The sequence below is a fragment of the Nocardia sp. NPDC023733 genome (assembly GCF_040639775.1).
GTDB classification, from domain to species: Bacteria; Actinomycetota; Actinomycetes; order Mycobacteriales; family Mycobacteriaceae; genus Nocardia; species Nocardia rosealba.
Genome location: NZ_JBFAAN010000010.1, coordinates 33,199 through 46,759 on the forward strand (window position 1 = coordinate 33,199; position 13,561 = coordinate 46,759).

11 protein-coding genes and 1 pseudogene are annotated in these 13,561 nt (G+C 67.2%); 4 read left to right on the forward strand and 8 right to left on the reverse strand.

From position 1 onward, the window contains the following. Position 1: 1 nt before the first annotated feature. The 3 genes and pseudogenes from cydB to AB0F86_RS27340 all read right to left on the reverse strand — a co-directional run bounded on the left by cydB (position 2) and on the right by AB0F86_RS27340 (position 3,515). Positions 2 to 1,030, reverse strand: a complete 1,029-nt coding sequence (gene cydB, locus AB0F86_RS27330) for a cytochrome d ubiquinol oxidase subunit II (RefSeq protein WP_356986808.1) — start codon at positions 1,028 to 1,030, stop codon at positions 2 to 4. A gap of 63 nt (positions 1,031 to 1,093) precedes the next feature. Then, positions 1,094 to 2,488, reverse strand: a pseudogene (locus AB0F86_RS27335) (cytochrome ubiquinol oxidase subunit I); the annotation flags it as partial. A 121-nt stretch (positions 2,489 to 2,609) separates the two neighbouring features. Next, complete coding sequence (locus AB0F86_RS27340; protein WP_181698701.1) at positions 2,610 to 3,515, reverse strand: aminodeoxychorismate lyase; 906 nt, start codon at positions 3,513 to 3,515, stop codon at positions 2,610 to 2,612. Positions 3,516 to 3,625: 110 nt separating this feature from the next. Between AB0F86_RS27340 and AB0F86_RS27345 the strand changes: the two genes are divergently transcribed. From AB0F86_RS27345 to AB0F86_RS27360, 4 genes are all read left to right on the forward strand, one after another. Beyond that, positions 3,626 to 4,729, forward strand: coding sequence for a folate-binding protein YgfZ (locus AB0F86_RS27345; RefSeq protein WP_356986807.1), 1,104 nt, complete (start codon positions 3,626 to 3,628; stop codon positions 4,727 to 4,729). After that, entirely contained in the window at positions 4,726 to 5,400 is a 675-nt protein-coding gene (locus AB0F86_RS27350) for an MOSC domain-containing protein (protein WP_356986806.1), read from the forward strand. Before AB0F86_RS27345 ends, AB0F86_RS27350 begins: the two co-directional genes overlap by 4 nt. After that, positions 5,397 to 6,347, forward strand: coding sequence for an asparaginase (locus AB0F86_RS27355; RefSeq protein ID WP_356986805.1), 951 nt, complete (start codon positions 5,397 to 5,399; stop codon positions 6,345 to 6,347). Before AB0F86_RS27350 ends, AB0F86_RS27355 begins: the two co-directional genes overlap by 4 nt. Before the next feature lie 141 nt (positions 6,348 to 6,488). Continuing rightward, positions 6,489 to 6,710, forward strand: coding sequence for a DUF3073 domain-containing protein (locus AB0F86_RS27360; protein ID WP_084457250.1), 222 nt, complete (start codon positions 6,489 to 6,491; stop codon positions 6,708 to 6,710). A gap of 282 nt (positions 6,711 to 6,992) precedes the next feature. Here the strand turns inward: AB0F86_RS27360 and purM are convergent, their stop codons facing one another. The 5 genes from purM to AB0F86_RS27385 form a co-directional block, all read right to left on the reverse strand. Further along, positions 6,993 to 8,072, reverse strand: a complete 1,080-nt coding sequence (gene purM / locus AB0F86_RS27365) for a phosphoribosylformylglycinamidine cyclo-ligase (RefSeq protein WP_067640787.1) — start codon at positions 8,070 to 8,072, stop codon at positions 6,993 to 6,995. Between the two features lie 163 nt (positions 8,073 to 8,235). Continuing rightward, positions 8,236 to 9,876 carry an ABC transporter ATP-binding protein gene (locus AB0F86_RS27370; protein WP_181698705.1) on the reverse strand — a complete coding sequence of 547 codons (1,641 nt, stop codon included), beginning with the start codon at positions 9,874 to 9,876 and terminating at the stop codon, positions 8,236 to 8,238. Further along, positions 9,869 to 10,807: an ABC transporter permease gene (locus AB0F86_RS27375; RefSeq protein WP_225281288.1), complete on the reverse strand. Its 939-nt coding sequence runs from the start codon at positions 10,805 to 10,807 to the stop codon at positions 9,869 to 9,871. Before AB0F86_RS27375 ends, AB0F86_RS27370 begins: the two co-directional genes overlap by 8 nt. Further along, positions 10,807 to 11,847 (reverse strand): ABC transporter permease, encoded by a 1,041-nt coding sequence (locus AB0F86_RS27380; RefSeq protein ID WP_181698757.1) that lies wholly within the window; start codon positions 11,845 to 11,847, stop codon positions 10,807 to 10,809. The genes AB0F86_RS27375 and AB0F86_RS27380 overlap by 1 nt, the downstream gene beginning before the upstream one ends. Before the next feature lie 53 nt (positions 11,848 to 11,900). After that, on the reverse strand, positions 11,901 to 13,517 hold the full coding sequence (locus AB0F86_RS27385; RefSeq protein WP_225281289.1) for an ABC transporter substrate-binding protein: 1,617 nt from the start codon (positions 13,515 to 13,517) through the stop codon (positions 11,901 to 11,903). Positions 13,518 to 13,561 lie beyond the last annotated feature (44 nt).

Below are 13,561 nucleotides of genomic sequence, written 5' to 3' on the forward strand. Positions count from 1 at the left end.
CTCACTCCTTACCGACGAACGGCAGCCCTGTCGGCGCCGGGATCTGGTCGACGGTGAGCCGCTTGCGGAACACCCAGTACGTCCACCCCTGGTAGATCAGCACCACCGGCGTGGCGAGCAGGGCCGCCCAGCTCATCACCTTCAGCGTGTACGGCGAGGACGACGCGTTGTCGATGGTGAGGTCGAACGCCGGGCTGATGGTGGAGGGCAGCACGTTCGGGTACATCGAGCCGACGATGAGCACCGTCGCCGAGATCACCGTCAGCGTGGTGCCGACGAAGGCCCAGCCGTCGCGACCGACCATGTTCGCCGCTCCGGCGACGAGGAGTCCGAGCAACGCCGCGCCGACCGCCGCCCAGGTCCAGCCTGCGCCGTAGGCGAGCTGGGTCCACAGCCCGAACGCACCGACGACCAGCACGGTCGGCACGAGCAGCAATCGGACGACACGCTGGGCGTCGTCGCGCACCTCGCCGCCGGTCTTGAGCACCAGGAACACCGCACCGTGCAGCAGGAACAGGATGCCCGTCGCCAGTCCGCCGAGCAGGGCGTAGGGGCTGAACAGATCCCAGACCGAACCGACGATCTGGCGGTCTTCGTTCAAGGGCACGCCACGCACCAGATTCGCGAACACCCACCCCCAGGCCAGGGCCGGAATCCAGGAGCCGATCCCGATACCGCGGTCACACCACGCCCGCCACTTCGGGTCGTTGATCTTGGCGCGGTATTCGATCGCGCAGATCCGCAGGATCAAGGCGACGAGCAACAGCAGCAAGGCCATGTAGAACCCGGAGAACAGGCTCGCGTACCACTCGGGGAACGCGGCGAACATCGCCCCGGCCGCGGTGATCAACCAGACCTCGTTGCCGTCCCACACCGGGCCGATGGTGTTGAGCACCACGCGGCGTCGCGTGTCGGAGCCCTTGCCGAGAACGGGCATGAGCATCCCGACACCGAAGTCGAAACCCTCGAGCACGAAGTAGCCGGTGAACAGGACGCCGATCAGGATGAACCAGAACAATTGCAAACTCATCGCCGTCTCCTAGTACGCGAAGGACAGTTGTTCATCGGCAGGCGGACCGTCGTGGTGCACTGGCTCGTCGGGTCCGGCGATCGTGTAGCGGCGGATCAGGTAGAACCACACCGCCGCGAGCACACCGTAAAGCAGTGTGAACACGATCAGCGAGAACAACACCGTCATCGGCGCGTGCTCGGACACCGCCTGCTGCACGGTCATCCGGATATTCGGGTCGCCGGTGGGGTTGGGCACCACCGCCCACGGCTGCCGCCCCATTTCGGTGAACACCCAGCCCGCACTGTTGGCCAGGAACGGCGTGGGGATGGCGAGCAGGCTCAACCACGCGAACCAGGGACGATCGGGAACGCGCCCACCACGGGTCATCCAGAATGCCGCGAACAGCAGCAGCACAGACCCGGCGGCCAGTCCGATCATGGCACGGAACGACCAGTACGTGACGAACAGATTCGGCCGGTAATCACCCGGTCCGTATTTCACGTTGTAGGTCTTCTGCAGGTCGACGACACCGTCGAGCGTCACATCGTCGAATTTGCCTTCGGCGAGATAGGGCAGCACATAGGGCACCTTCAGCACATGCACGACGCTGTCGCAATTGTTGTGGGTACCGACGGTGAGAATGGAGAAATCGGGGTCGGTTTCGGTATGGCACAACGATTCCGCCGACGCCATCTTCATCGGTTGCTGTTCGAACATCAGCTTGCCCTGGATGTCGCCGGTGAACAGCACGCCGACCCCGGCCACCGCGATGACGACCAGCGACGCGCGGGCGGCGGGCCGCCACATCGTGCGTGCCTGCTCGAGTTTGTCCGCGTCACCGCTGCGCGCGTTGCGCACCATCCACCAGCCGGCGATGCCGGCGACGAAAGTGCCTGCGGTGAGGAATGATCCGGCGACGACATGGGGGAACGCGGCCAGGGTTGTGTTGTTGGTGAGCAGCGCCCAGATGCTTTCCAGTTCGGCGCGCCCGGTCTCGGGGTTGTAGCGGGCGCCGACCGGGTGCTGCATGAACGAGTTGGCGGCGACGATGAAATAGGCCGAGGCGTTCACACCGATTGCGACCATCCAGATGGTCGCCAGGTGAACGAGTTTCGGCAGGCGCGTCCAGCCGAACACCCACAGGCCGATGAAGGTCGATTCCATGAAGAACGCGACAAGCGCTTCCAGCGCGAGCGGTGCGCCGAAGACGTCGCCGATGAAGCGGGAATATTCGCTCCAGTTCATCCCGAACTGGAATTCCTGCACGATGCCGGTGGCGACGCCGAGGGCGAAGTTGATCAGGAACAGTTTCCCGAAGAATTTGGTGAGCCGGTACCACTTCTCGTCACCGGTGACGACCCACGCCGTCTGCATCATGGCGATCAGTGGCGCCAGACCGATGGTGAGCGGTACGAAGACGAAGTGATAAACCGTGGTGATGCCGAACTGCCACCGGGAGATGTCCAAGGTGTCCATCCGGCCTCCATCCACTACTACGACGTCCTGTAGTAGAGAGTACGCGCACGGGTACCCCGATCAAGGGTGACAACCGCCACGACCCGGCGCAGGGGCGCGCCCACCCGCGCCCCACAGGCGCTCACCAGTCGCCGATGGTCCCCGGCCGGTCGATCCCCGCGTCGACCATGTCGATGATCTCCTGAGCATTGTCGGGCGCGGACAGCCGCACCCCGTCGAGCTGATTCACCCTGGCCGCGAGCGTGATGCTCGACAGCAGCCAGATGCTGTCGCAATCGAACAGGTCAGCGGTGAAGATCGACTGGTACTTGCATTCCCAGCCCTTCTTCTCCGCCACCGTGAACAGGGCCCGCTGGGTGACACCCGGCAGCACACCGATCTTGGCGGGCGGGGTGATGAGCTGCTTGTCGCGCGCGATCACCACGGTCGAGCGCGGGCCTTCCAGCACCCGGTGTTCGGTGCTGTGGAAGATCACGTCGTCGGCGCCCATCCGCCGGGCGAACCGCAGCGCGGCCATGTTCGTCGCGTACGACAGCGTCTTCGCGCCGAGCAGCTGCCACGGCGCCGCCTGCGCCAGGTCGACGGAGATGCCACGGGCCAGCGACATCACCTTCACACCTTCGGCACGCGCCTGCGCGACCCGCGCGGGCACCGGGGAGACGAGCACATACGCCGTCGGTGCCGGCTCGTCGGGCACGAGACCCGAGCCGGGCGCGTCGAATTCGGAATCACGGCCGCGGGTGTAGATCAGGCGCAGCATGCCCTCTTCCTCGGCACCCCACTCCTTGACCGCCAGCTCGACCGCGCTGCGCCATTTCGCCAGCCCCGGCTCGGGCAGTTCCAGCGCCTGGGCCGAGCGGCGCAGCCGGGCCAGGTGGAATTCCAGCGCGGTGGCCGTGCCGCCGCGCACCAATATCGTTTCGAACACACCGTCGCCACGCAGTGCTCCGATGTCGTCGGCATAGAGCGACGGCGTGTTCGCGTCAGCGACCACACCGTCGAGTGTCACAAGAACCCGTTCTCCCATGTGACGAGCGTAGGCGTTATAGCTCTGTTATGCCTACGGCTGCCGTGGATCCGACGCGGCGCGACCGCCCACCCTCGGCGCGTGCGGGCGGACACGCCTACAGTGGTGGTGTGTCCGTGGACGTCGCCCCCAGTCCTGTTCTCCAAACCCCTGGCGCCGTCGCGGGTGCGCCGGGCTCCCCTGATGCCGCGGTCGCCTGGCACTACGGCGACCCGTTCGGCGAGCAGAAGGCCGCCGCGCAGCGCGTCGCCGTGGTCGACCGGTCGCATCGCGGTGTGTCCCGCATCACCGGCGCCGAGCGGCTGAGCTGGCTGCACACCATCACCAGCCAGCACATCGCGAACCTGCCCGACGGTCACAGCGCCGAATCACTCGACCTCGACCTCAACGGCCGCGTGCTGCACCACTTCGTGCTCACCGACCTCGACGGCACCCTCTGGCTCGACACCGAGGGTGGGCACGGCACCGAGCTGCTCGGCTTCCTGCAGAAGATGGTGTTCTGGGCCGACGCCAAACCCGAGGCGGCCGATTTCGCCGTCCTGAGCCTGCTCGGCCCGGAGACCGACACGCTGCTCCCCGCCCTCGGCCTCGGCGAACTGCCCGGGCTGTACGCGGCCGTCGCGCTGCCCGGCGGCGGGTTCCTGCGCCGGATGCCCGGCGATTCCTTCGACCTGCTCGTCCCCCGCACCGACCTCGCCACGTGGTGGACGAAGCTCACCTCGGCCGGTGCCCGTCCCGCGGGCATGTGGGCCTACGAGGCACTGCGGGTGGCCGCCCTCCGCCCGCGCGTGGGCATCGATACCGACGAGCGCACCATCCCGCACGAGGCCCGCTGGATCGGCGGTGTCGAGGAGCAGGGCGCGGTGCACCTGAACAAGGGCTGCTATCGCGGCCAGGAAACCGTTGCGCGCGTGCACAACCTGGGCAAACCGCCGCGCAACCTGGTGCTGCTGCACCTCGACGGTTCCGCCGACGAACGGCCGGCCACCGGCGACGACGTCACCGCGGGTGGGCGCACCGTCGGTCGCCTCGGTACCGTCGTCGACCATTACGAACTCGGTCCGATCGCGCTGGCCCTGGTGAAACGCTCCGTCCCGGCGGGCACCGAACTGGTGGTCGGTTCCATGGCCGCCGCCATCGATCCCGACTCGGTCCCCTCGGAGGAGGGCGTGCAAGCCGGGCGCGCCGCCGTCGACCGCCTGCGTGGTCGATGAGCCGCCCGCAGTTGCGCGCCGGTGACACCGGCCGTGTCGAGGCCGTGTGCGTGGTGCACGCCGAACTCGAGATGCGCACCCGCGTGGGCCGCAGCGCCATCGACAAGCGGCCCGTCGCCGGGCGGGTCGGGGTACGTGCGCTCGGACTCGACGGCGACCACGTGTGCGACACCGTCAACCACGGCGGCGTGCACCAAGCCGTCTACGCCTACGCCGAGGAAGACGCCCTCCGCTGGTCCGAGGAACTCGAGCGCGATCTGCCCGCGGGCTGGTTCGGCGAAAACCTGCGGGTGACCGGCCTCCCACTCAGCGACGCGGTGTTCGGTGCCCGCTTCGCGATCGGCGAGACTCAGCTCGAGGTGAGCGGTCCCCGCGTTCCGTGCGCGACCTTCCAGCAGTGGTCCGGCGAGAAACAGTGGGTGAAACGCTTCGCCCTGCGCGCCGACACCGGCACCTACTTCCGGGTGCTCACCGAGGGGACGATCGGCGCGGGCGACGAGGTGCGGGTGGTGCACGTCCCGGCCCACGGCATCACCGTGCGCGACCTGTTCACCGGCGCCGATCCCGCACTGCTCACCCGGCTGCTCACGGAGGAGCCGACCATCTCCGACGACATCCGCATGCAGATCGACCGGCACAACAGGAAACGAAGTGTGGAGGTCCGGGCGTGAGCGTGGAACTTGTCGAGGTAGTGCGGTCCGGCTTCCGCGAGTGCGTGCACCGGGGTTCGGTCGTCGTGCTCGACGCCGACGGCACCCCGACCGTCGAGCTCGGTGAGGTGCACAGCCCGATCTTCCCCCGCTCGACGAACAAGCCCATGCAGGCACTCACCCTGCTGCGCAACGGCTTCGACCCCGTCGACGACGACGAACTCGCCATCACCACCGCCTCACATTTCGGCGAGCCCGACCACATCGCCCTGGTCACGCGTCTGCTCGACCGCTTCGGCCACACCCCGGCAGACCTCGCCTGCCCACCCGACCTGCCGTTCGAGGAGAACGCCCGCGCCGCCGCCATCACCGGCACGGGCCGCAGCCCGCTGTACATGAACTGCTCCGGCAAACACGCCGCGATGCTGGCGACCTGCGCGATCAACGACTGGCCGCGCACCGGATACCTCGACCTCGAACACCCACTGCAGCAGGCGGTTCTCGCCACCATCGCCGACGTCACCGGCGAACCCGAGACCGACCTGGGGATCGACGGCTGCGGCCTGCCGATCGTCCCCGTCTCGCTGATCAACCTGGCGCGCGCCTTCGCGACGTTCACCATCGCCGAGCCCGGCACCGCCGAACGCCGGATCGCCGATGCCGTGCGGAGCAATCCGCGAGTGATTTCCGGCACGAACGGGCCCGATCTCCAGGCGATGTCGGCCACGCCCGGACTCTTCTGCAAAATCGGCGCCGACGGCGTGCACGCGGGTGCGCTCCCGGACGGACGTGGGTTCGCCTACAAGATCGACGACGGTCACGACCGTGCCCGAATGCCCCTGACGCTGGCAATTCTGCGCAAACTCGGCATCGATTGGACCGACGAACACACCGACCTCGCGGCCACCGCGGTCCTCGGCGGCGACGCCCGCGTCGGGGTGATCCGGGCGATCCCCGGAGTGCTCTGACACCCGTTCGACAGCTCTTCACCCACTCCTGGGAGCGCGACCGCCGGACACACGCTAAAGTGTCTGTCAGGAAGAGTATTAATTCGAACGGGGCCGCCAACAAACCCCAGGCCGCCCCGCAGTGACGCGAGGGGGTCAGCCATGGGCCGTGGCCGGGCTAAGGCAAAGCAGACCAAAGTCGCACGTGAGCTCAAGTACAGCTCCACGCCGACCGACTTCGCGAGCCTTCAGCGCGAGCTGGCGGATAGCACTCCACTCCACTCCCGAGGGAGTGGCGGCTTGCTATCCGACGAGCACGACGCGGATGATTCGCCGTCCCGTTGGAACAACGAGGACGACGACTACGACAGCTGGCGTCGCTGACCGAACGCCGGTGAAGGGGGAGGCTCGTGGTGGCCTCCCCCTTCAGCCGTTGTTCCGCGCAACGTCGCAGGCTCGCAGCAGCAGTACGGCGAACATCCGAATACACGACGAGCGTCCTGTGCACACACAGGACGCTCGTCGTGTTCGCCGGACTCGAGACCCCGACCTCCACGAGGCGGCGGACCCTACCTTTGTCGGATAGCCGTGCGGGGCCGTCGGCAAACCCCTGAACACGACAAAAGCCGGGCCGCGCGTTCGCGACCCGGCTGAGTTGTCGGACGATCAGAACCTGGGGTGGTCGCCCAGCAGCACCGCGCGCGGCGCGTCGGCGTCGGCGGCCTTCTTGACCTGACCCAGTGTCCAGCAGTCGATGTGGCGGGCGGTGAGCACCGCCAGCGCACGGTCGGCGTCCTCGGGGGCGACGATCGCGACCATGCCGACGCCCATGTTGAACGTCTTCTCCATCTCGAGCCGCTCGACCCGGCCGCGCTGGGCGATCATCTTGAACACCGGCGCCGGATTCCAGGTGCCGCGATCCAGTTCGGCGACCAGACCGGCGGGCAGCACGCGCGCCAGATTGGCGGCCAGACCGCCACCGGTGACGTGCGAGAAGGTACGCACATCGGTTTCGGCGATCAGCGCCAGGCAGTCCTTGGCGTAGATACGGGTCGGCTCGAGCAGTTCCTCACCGAGGGTGCGGCCGAATTCCTCGACGTGCCCGGTGAGCGACATGCGGTCGATGTCGAGCAGCACCTTGCGGGCCAGGCTGTAGCCGTTGGAGTGCAGCCCCGAGGAACCCATCGCGATGACGACATCGCCGGGACGCACCCGGTCGGGGCCGAGCACGGAGTCGGCTTCGACCACGCCGACGCCGGTGGCCGACAGGTCGTAGTCGTCGGGGTCCATCAGCCCTGGGTGTTCGGCGGTTTCGCCGCCGAGCAGCGCGCAGCCCGCCTTGATGCAGCCTTCGGCGATGCCGGAGACCAGTTCGGCGACCTTCTCCGGGACGACCTTGCCGATGGCGATGTAGTCCTGCAGGAACAGCGGTTCGGCACCGCACACCACCAGGTCGTCGACGACCATGGCGACCAGGTCGAGGCCGACGGTGTCGTGCTTGTCGAGCGCCTGGGCGACGGCGATCTTGGTGCCCACGCCGTCGGTCGAGGCGGCGAGCAACGGCTCCCGGTACCCGCCCTTGAGCGCGAACAGTCCGGCAAATCCGCCGATCCCACCCTGCACCTCGGGTCGGCTGGCCTTCTTCGCCAATGGTCCGAACAATTCGACGGCGCGGTCACCGGCTTCGATGCTCACGCCCGCGGCGGCGTAGGAAGCGCCTGCACCGCTGGGTGTCTGTTCAGTCATTGTGGGGAAAGCTCCAAACCGAATCGGCGGATAGATGCCTGTTAACTCTAAGTGATCCGCCAGTCCCCCCGCCGTCCGGCTCCTCGCACTTACAACGCGGGCCCGCGGGTGGTGGACTCGCCCCACCCGCGGGCCCGCTCGGTGCGGTTACCGACGGCCGGCCTCAGCCGGTGGCGAGTTCGGTACGGCGCCGCCGCTGTTCCACCGGGTCGGGGACGGGAACGGCCGCGACCAGCCGGCGGGTGTAGTCGTGCTGGGGATTGCGCAGGATCTGTTCGTTGTCGCCTTCTTCGACGCAGGTTCCGTCGCGCAGCACCATGATCCGGTCGGCCAGCTGGTCGACGACGGCGAGGTCGTGGCTGATGAACAGGCATGCCCAGCCGCAGCCGCGCTGCAGTTCGGCGAACAGCTCGAGGACCGCGGCCTGCACCGAGACGTCAAGGGCGCTGGTCGGTTCGTCGGCGACGAGCAGGTCGGGGTCGAGGACGAGGGCCCGGGCCAGACTGGCGCGTTGTCGTTGCCCGCCGGACAGTTCGTGCGGGTACCGGTTCTCGGTGCCCGCGGGCAGGTGGACGTCGTCGAGCATGTGCCGCACCCGCTCCCGGATGCTCGCCTTGTCACCGACCCCGTGCACCAGCAGCGGTTCGGCGACGCATTCGCCGACGGTCATCCGGGGATTGAGCGAGCCCGCCGGGTCCTGGAACACGAACCCGAAGCGTCGCCGGATCGGCCGCAGCTTGCGCGGGGACAGGCCCGCGATGTCCTGGCCGCGGATCAGCACGTGACCTTCGGTCGGCCGTTGCAGGGCGGCGACGCACCGTCCGATGGTCGACTTGCCCGAGCCCGATTCACCGACCAGGCCGAGGGTCTCCCCCGGCCGGATCTGCAGGCTCACGTTGTCGACGGCCCGGAACGGCGGCCTGCCGAACGGCCCCGGGAACGTGACGACCAGGTCGCGCACGTCGAGCACCGGCTCGACGGTCCGGTCCGGCTCCGGCCGCGCCGTCGCCGACCCCAGGTGCGGAACCGCGTCGAGCAGCGCCCGCGTGTACTCGGCCTTGGGGCTGGCGAACAGTTCGTGCACCGGCGCCTGTTCGACCACCTCGCCCGCGCGCATCACCACCACCCGGTCGGCCAGATCGGCGACGACACCCATGTTGTGGGTGATGAGCACGATCGCACTGCCGAGCCGGTCGCGCAGATCACGCAGCAGTTCGAGGATCTCGGCCTGCACCGTCACGTCGAGCGCGGTGGTCGGTTCGTCGGCGATGATCACCTTGGGTTCGCACGAGATGGCGATGGCGATCATCACGCGCTGCTTCTGCCCGCCCGACAGCTGGTGCGGGTAGTAGTCGACCCGGTGCTCCGGATCGGGCAGCCCGACCAGGCGCAGCAACTCGACGGCCTTGGCCTTGGCGTCCTTCCGGCTCATCCCGCTGTGCGCGCGCAGCGCTTCACAGATCTGGAACCCGACGGTGAACAGTGGGTCCAGCGCCCGGGCAGGTTCTTGGAACACCATCGACACCGCACCGCCGCGCAGGGCGGTGAGCTGCTTCTCGGTCATCGACGTGACCGGTCGATCGCCGATGGTCACCAGACCGCGCACCGACGCGGACTGCGGCAGCAGCCCGATCGCGGTGCGTGAGCTCACCGACTTGCCCGACCCGGACTCGCCGACGATGGCGAGCACCTCACCGGGAAACACCTCGTAGGACACATCGCGTACCGCGTTCACCGGGCCCGCATCGGTCGTGAAGGTGACCGACAGGCCCGAAACGGCCAGTGCGGCAGTCTTCTCACTCATCGACGGACTCCTTCGAAGTGACCGCACGCCTGGTACGCAGCAACGGATTCAGCGATTCGTCGAGGCTCTCCCCGACCAGGGTCATGCCGAGTACCACGAGCACGATGGCGGTGCCGGGGAAGATGGAGGTCCACCAGATCCCGTTGGACACATCGTTGAGCGCCTTGTTCAGGTCGTAACCCCATTCGGCGGCCTGGGTGGGTTCGATGCCGAACCCGAGGAAGCCGAGCGCGGCGAGGGTGAGGATGGCATCGGCCGCGTTGATGGTGACGATCACCGGCAGCGAACCGGTGACATTGGACATGATGTGGCGGAACATGATTCGCGCCGTCGACGCACCGGTCACCCGCGCGGCGTCCACGTACGGTTCCGTCTTCACCGCCACCGTCGCGTTGCGCACCACCCGGAAGTACTGCGGCACATACACAACGGTGATGGCGATCGCCGCCGACAACATGCCGCCCAAGCTGCTCGACGTGCCGCCCGCGATGACGATCGAGACGACGATGGCGAGCAGCAGCGACGGAAACGCGTAGATCGCGTCCATCACCATCACCAGCACCCGGTCGACCCACCGGCCCACGTAGCCCGACAGCAACCCGAGCGGCACCCCGATCAGCAGCGACAGCGTCACCGCGATCGCGATGACGAGCAGCGCGGTGCGGGCGCCGAACAGCACCCGCGACAGCACGTCCTCGCTGCGCACCGAGGTACCGAACCAGTGCTCGGCCGACGGTCCCTGCTGCGACGCGAAAGCCACACCATCGGAGGTGTTCTGGGCCAGATCGTAGGGCGCAAGCAGCGGCGCGAATGCCGCGACCAGCACGAATCCGGCCACCAGAATCAACCCGGTGATGAGCGTGACCCGCTGCATCCCAACGGTTTTCGACAACAATTCGGTGCCGGGCAGCCTGCGTTTCGTGACTGCCATCAGAACCTCACCCTCGGATCGATCAGTGCGACGACGGCATCCACCAGGAAGCTCATCACCGCGACGAGCAGTGCGATGAACGCCACGATGCCCTGCACCGCGATGAAGTCACGGGCCCGCAGGTATTCGGCGAGCTGATAGCCGAGGCCCTTCCATTCGAACGTGGTCTCGGTGAGCACCGCGCCGCCGAGCATCATCGCGATGCACATGCCCATCACCGTGATGATCGGGATGAGCGCGTTGCGCACCGCGTGCCGCCCGGTGACCACCCGCGAGGACAACCCGCGCGCCCGCGCCGCCTCGACATAGTCGCTGCGCAGGGTCTGGATCAGGTTCACCCGGACCAGCCGCAGGAAGATACCGCCGGTGAGCAGGCCGAGCGCCACCGCGGGCAGCACCGCGTGTTCGAGCACGTCGAGCACATAGGACGGTTCGCCGTAGAGAATCGAATCGATGAACAGGATGTTCGTCTTCGGCGACACGTGCTGCAGCGCCAGCTCCACATCCGTACTGGCCCGCCCACCGACCGGGAACCAGCCGAGCCACACCGAGAAGACCAGCTTCAGCAGCATGCCGACGAAGAACACCGGCGCCGCGTAGGCGAGCACCGCCGAGAACCGCAGCACCGCGTCGGCAGGCGTATCCCGGTGTGTCGCAGCGTATCTGCCCAGCGGGATACCCACCGCGAACGCGACGAGCAGTCCCCAGAACACCAGCTCGAAGGTGGCCGCACCGTAGGTGACGACCACATCGGCGATGGCCTCGTTGTCCTGGGTCCGCCCGAAGTCACCGCGCAGGAACCCGGTGATGTACTCCCAGTACTGGGTCAGGATCGGCCGGTTCAGCCCGGCCGCGTCCTTGCGCTCCTCGATCTGATCCTGGGTCAACCGGCCACCCATGGCCGCGCTGATGGGGTCACCGATCACCCGCATCAGGAAAAACACCACTGTCACCAGCAACCACGCGGTCGGCACGATCAGCAGGAGCCGGATCAGCAGGTACCGCAGCAAAGCCACCTGGCGGGAACCCCCGCCGCGCATCCACCCGAAACGTTGCGCCCGGACCGGTGATCCGGGCGCAACGGGAACGTCACTCACTTGCTCAGTACCGTGAACCGGAACTTGAAGGAGCCGTCGAGGGTTTCATCGACACCGGTCACACCGGGCTTGGACACCGCGACCTGCTTGCCCGAGAGCAGCGGCAGCGTCGGCAGGTGGTTCTGCGCCAGGTCGGCCTGGATCTTCTTGATCAGCTCCACCCGCTTGACCGGATCGGCTTCGGTGAGCTCGGCGGTCAGCTGGGCGTTGATGCCCGGGTTCTCGAAATGCGACTGCAGGAAGTTGTTCGGGCCGAAGAACGGGGCCAGGTAGTTGTCGCCGTCCGGGAAGTCCGGGTACCAGCCGAACTGGTACATCGGGTAGCCGTCGGAGGCGCGTTCCTTCTGGTAGGTGACCCATTCGGTGGACTGCAGGTTCACCTTGAACAGGCCCGACGCCTCGAGCTGAGACTTGACCGCCGCGTACTCCTCCGAGGAACTGGAGCCGTAGTGATCGGGGTTGTACTGCAGGTTCAGCGTCACCGGGGTGGCCACGCCCGCGTCGGCGAGGAACTTCGCCGCCTTGTCCTTGTCGGGCTTGGCGCCGTAGAGGTCCTTCAACGGCTCGGCCGCACCGATCATGCCCTGCGGCACATAGCCGTACGCGGGCTGGTAGGTGCCCTTGTACACACCGGCGGCCAGCGCCTCGCGGTCCACCGACGACGCCATGGCCTTGCGCACGGCCAGCTTCTGCTCGGGGGTGTTGCCCGGCATGGTGTTCATGTTGAACACGATGTAGCGCAGCTCGCCGCCGGGCCCGTCGGTGACCTTCACCTTGGAATCGGCACGCAGGCTGTCGATGTCGGTCGGCGTGAACGAGCGGTAGCCGACGTCGATGGCGCCGTTCTGCAGGTCCAGCTTCAGGTTGTCGGAGGTGGCGTAGTACTTGGTGGAGACCGAGTCGTTCTTCGGCTTGCCGAGGATGCCGTTGTAGTCGGCGTTGGCCTTGTACTCGACCAGCTTGTTCTTGTCGTAGGTGCTGATCGTGTACGGGCCCGAATAGCCCTTGGCGGCAACGACTTCCTCGTCGGTGGCGACCTTGTCGGCCGGAAACACCTTCTCGTCGACGATCGGTCCGGCCTGGGTGGGCAGGATCGTCGGGAAGGTCTGATCGTTGGCGACCTTCAGGGTGAACGCGACGGTGAGATCGTCGACCACATCGGTCTTGTCGAGGTTGCCGAGCAGTGCGGCGGGACCGTGCGGGTCGTTGATCGCGACCATGCGGTCGAAGGAGAACTTGACGCTCTTGGCGGTCAACGGATTACCGTTGGCGAATTTCAGACCCGACTTGATCTTGCAGGTATACACCGTCGGTGCGGTGAATTCGCATTTCTCCGCCGCATCCGGCTTGGGCGTGGTATCGCCGGGTGCGAAGTTCAGCAGATACGAATAGATCTGGTTCTCCACGAGCAGCGACCCGTTGTCGTAGGCCGCGGCCGGGTCGAGGGCGAAGATCTTGTCCGTGGTGCCGACGACCAGCCCCGCGCCGGAGCCCGCGTCATCGGTGCGTCCCGACCCACAGGCCGCAAGCGAGGCGGCGACAACAGCCGCAACACCCACTGCCGCAGCTTGTTTCGCGCGATTCTTGCGAGCGCTCTTTGCACTGTTCAACATCAGGTCCCATTCTCGAACGCCGCGATGTCGCCGCACCCGGATCA

Bases quoted from the DNA above. Each gene is read 5' to 3' on its own strand.
- cydB (WP_356986808.1), bottom strand. From the start codon at position 1,030: ATGAGTTTGCAATTGTTCTGGTTCATCCTGATCGGCGTCCTGTTCACC.
- AB0F86_RS27380 (WP_181698757.1), bottom strand. From the start codon at position 11,847: ATGCGCGGCGGGGGTTCCCGCCAGGTGGCTTTGCTGCGGTACCTGCTG.
- AB0F86_RS27350 (WP_356986806.1), top strand. From the start codon at position 4,726: ATGAGCCGCCCGCAGTTGCGCGCCGGTGACACCGGCCGTGTCGAGGCC.
- AB0F86_RS27340 (WP_181698701.1), bottom strand. From the start codon at position 3,515: ATGGGAGAACGGGTTCTTGTGACACTCGACGGTGTGGTCGCTGACGCG.
- AB0F86_RS27385 (WP_225281289.1), bottom strand. From the start codon at position 13,517: ATGTTGAACAGTGCAAAGAGCGCTCGCAAGAATCGCGCGAAACAAGCT.
- AB0F86_RS27360 (WP_084457250.1), top strand. From the start codon at position 6,489: ATGGGCCGTGGCCGGGCTAAGGCAAAGCAGACCAAAGTCGCACGTGAG.
- purM (WP_067640787.1), bottom strand. From the start codon at position 8,072: ATGACTGAACAGACACCCAGCGGTGCAGGCGCTTCCTACGCCGCCGCG.
- AB0F86_RS27375 (WP_225281288.1), bottom strand. From the start codon at position 10,807: ATGGCAGTCACGAAACGCAGGCTGCCCGGCACCGAATTGTTGTCGAAA.
- AB0F86_RS27370 (WP_181698705.1), bottom strand. From the start codon at position 9,876: ATGAGTGAGAAGACTGCCGCACTGGCCGTTTCGGGCCTGTCGGTCACC.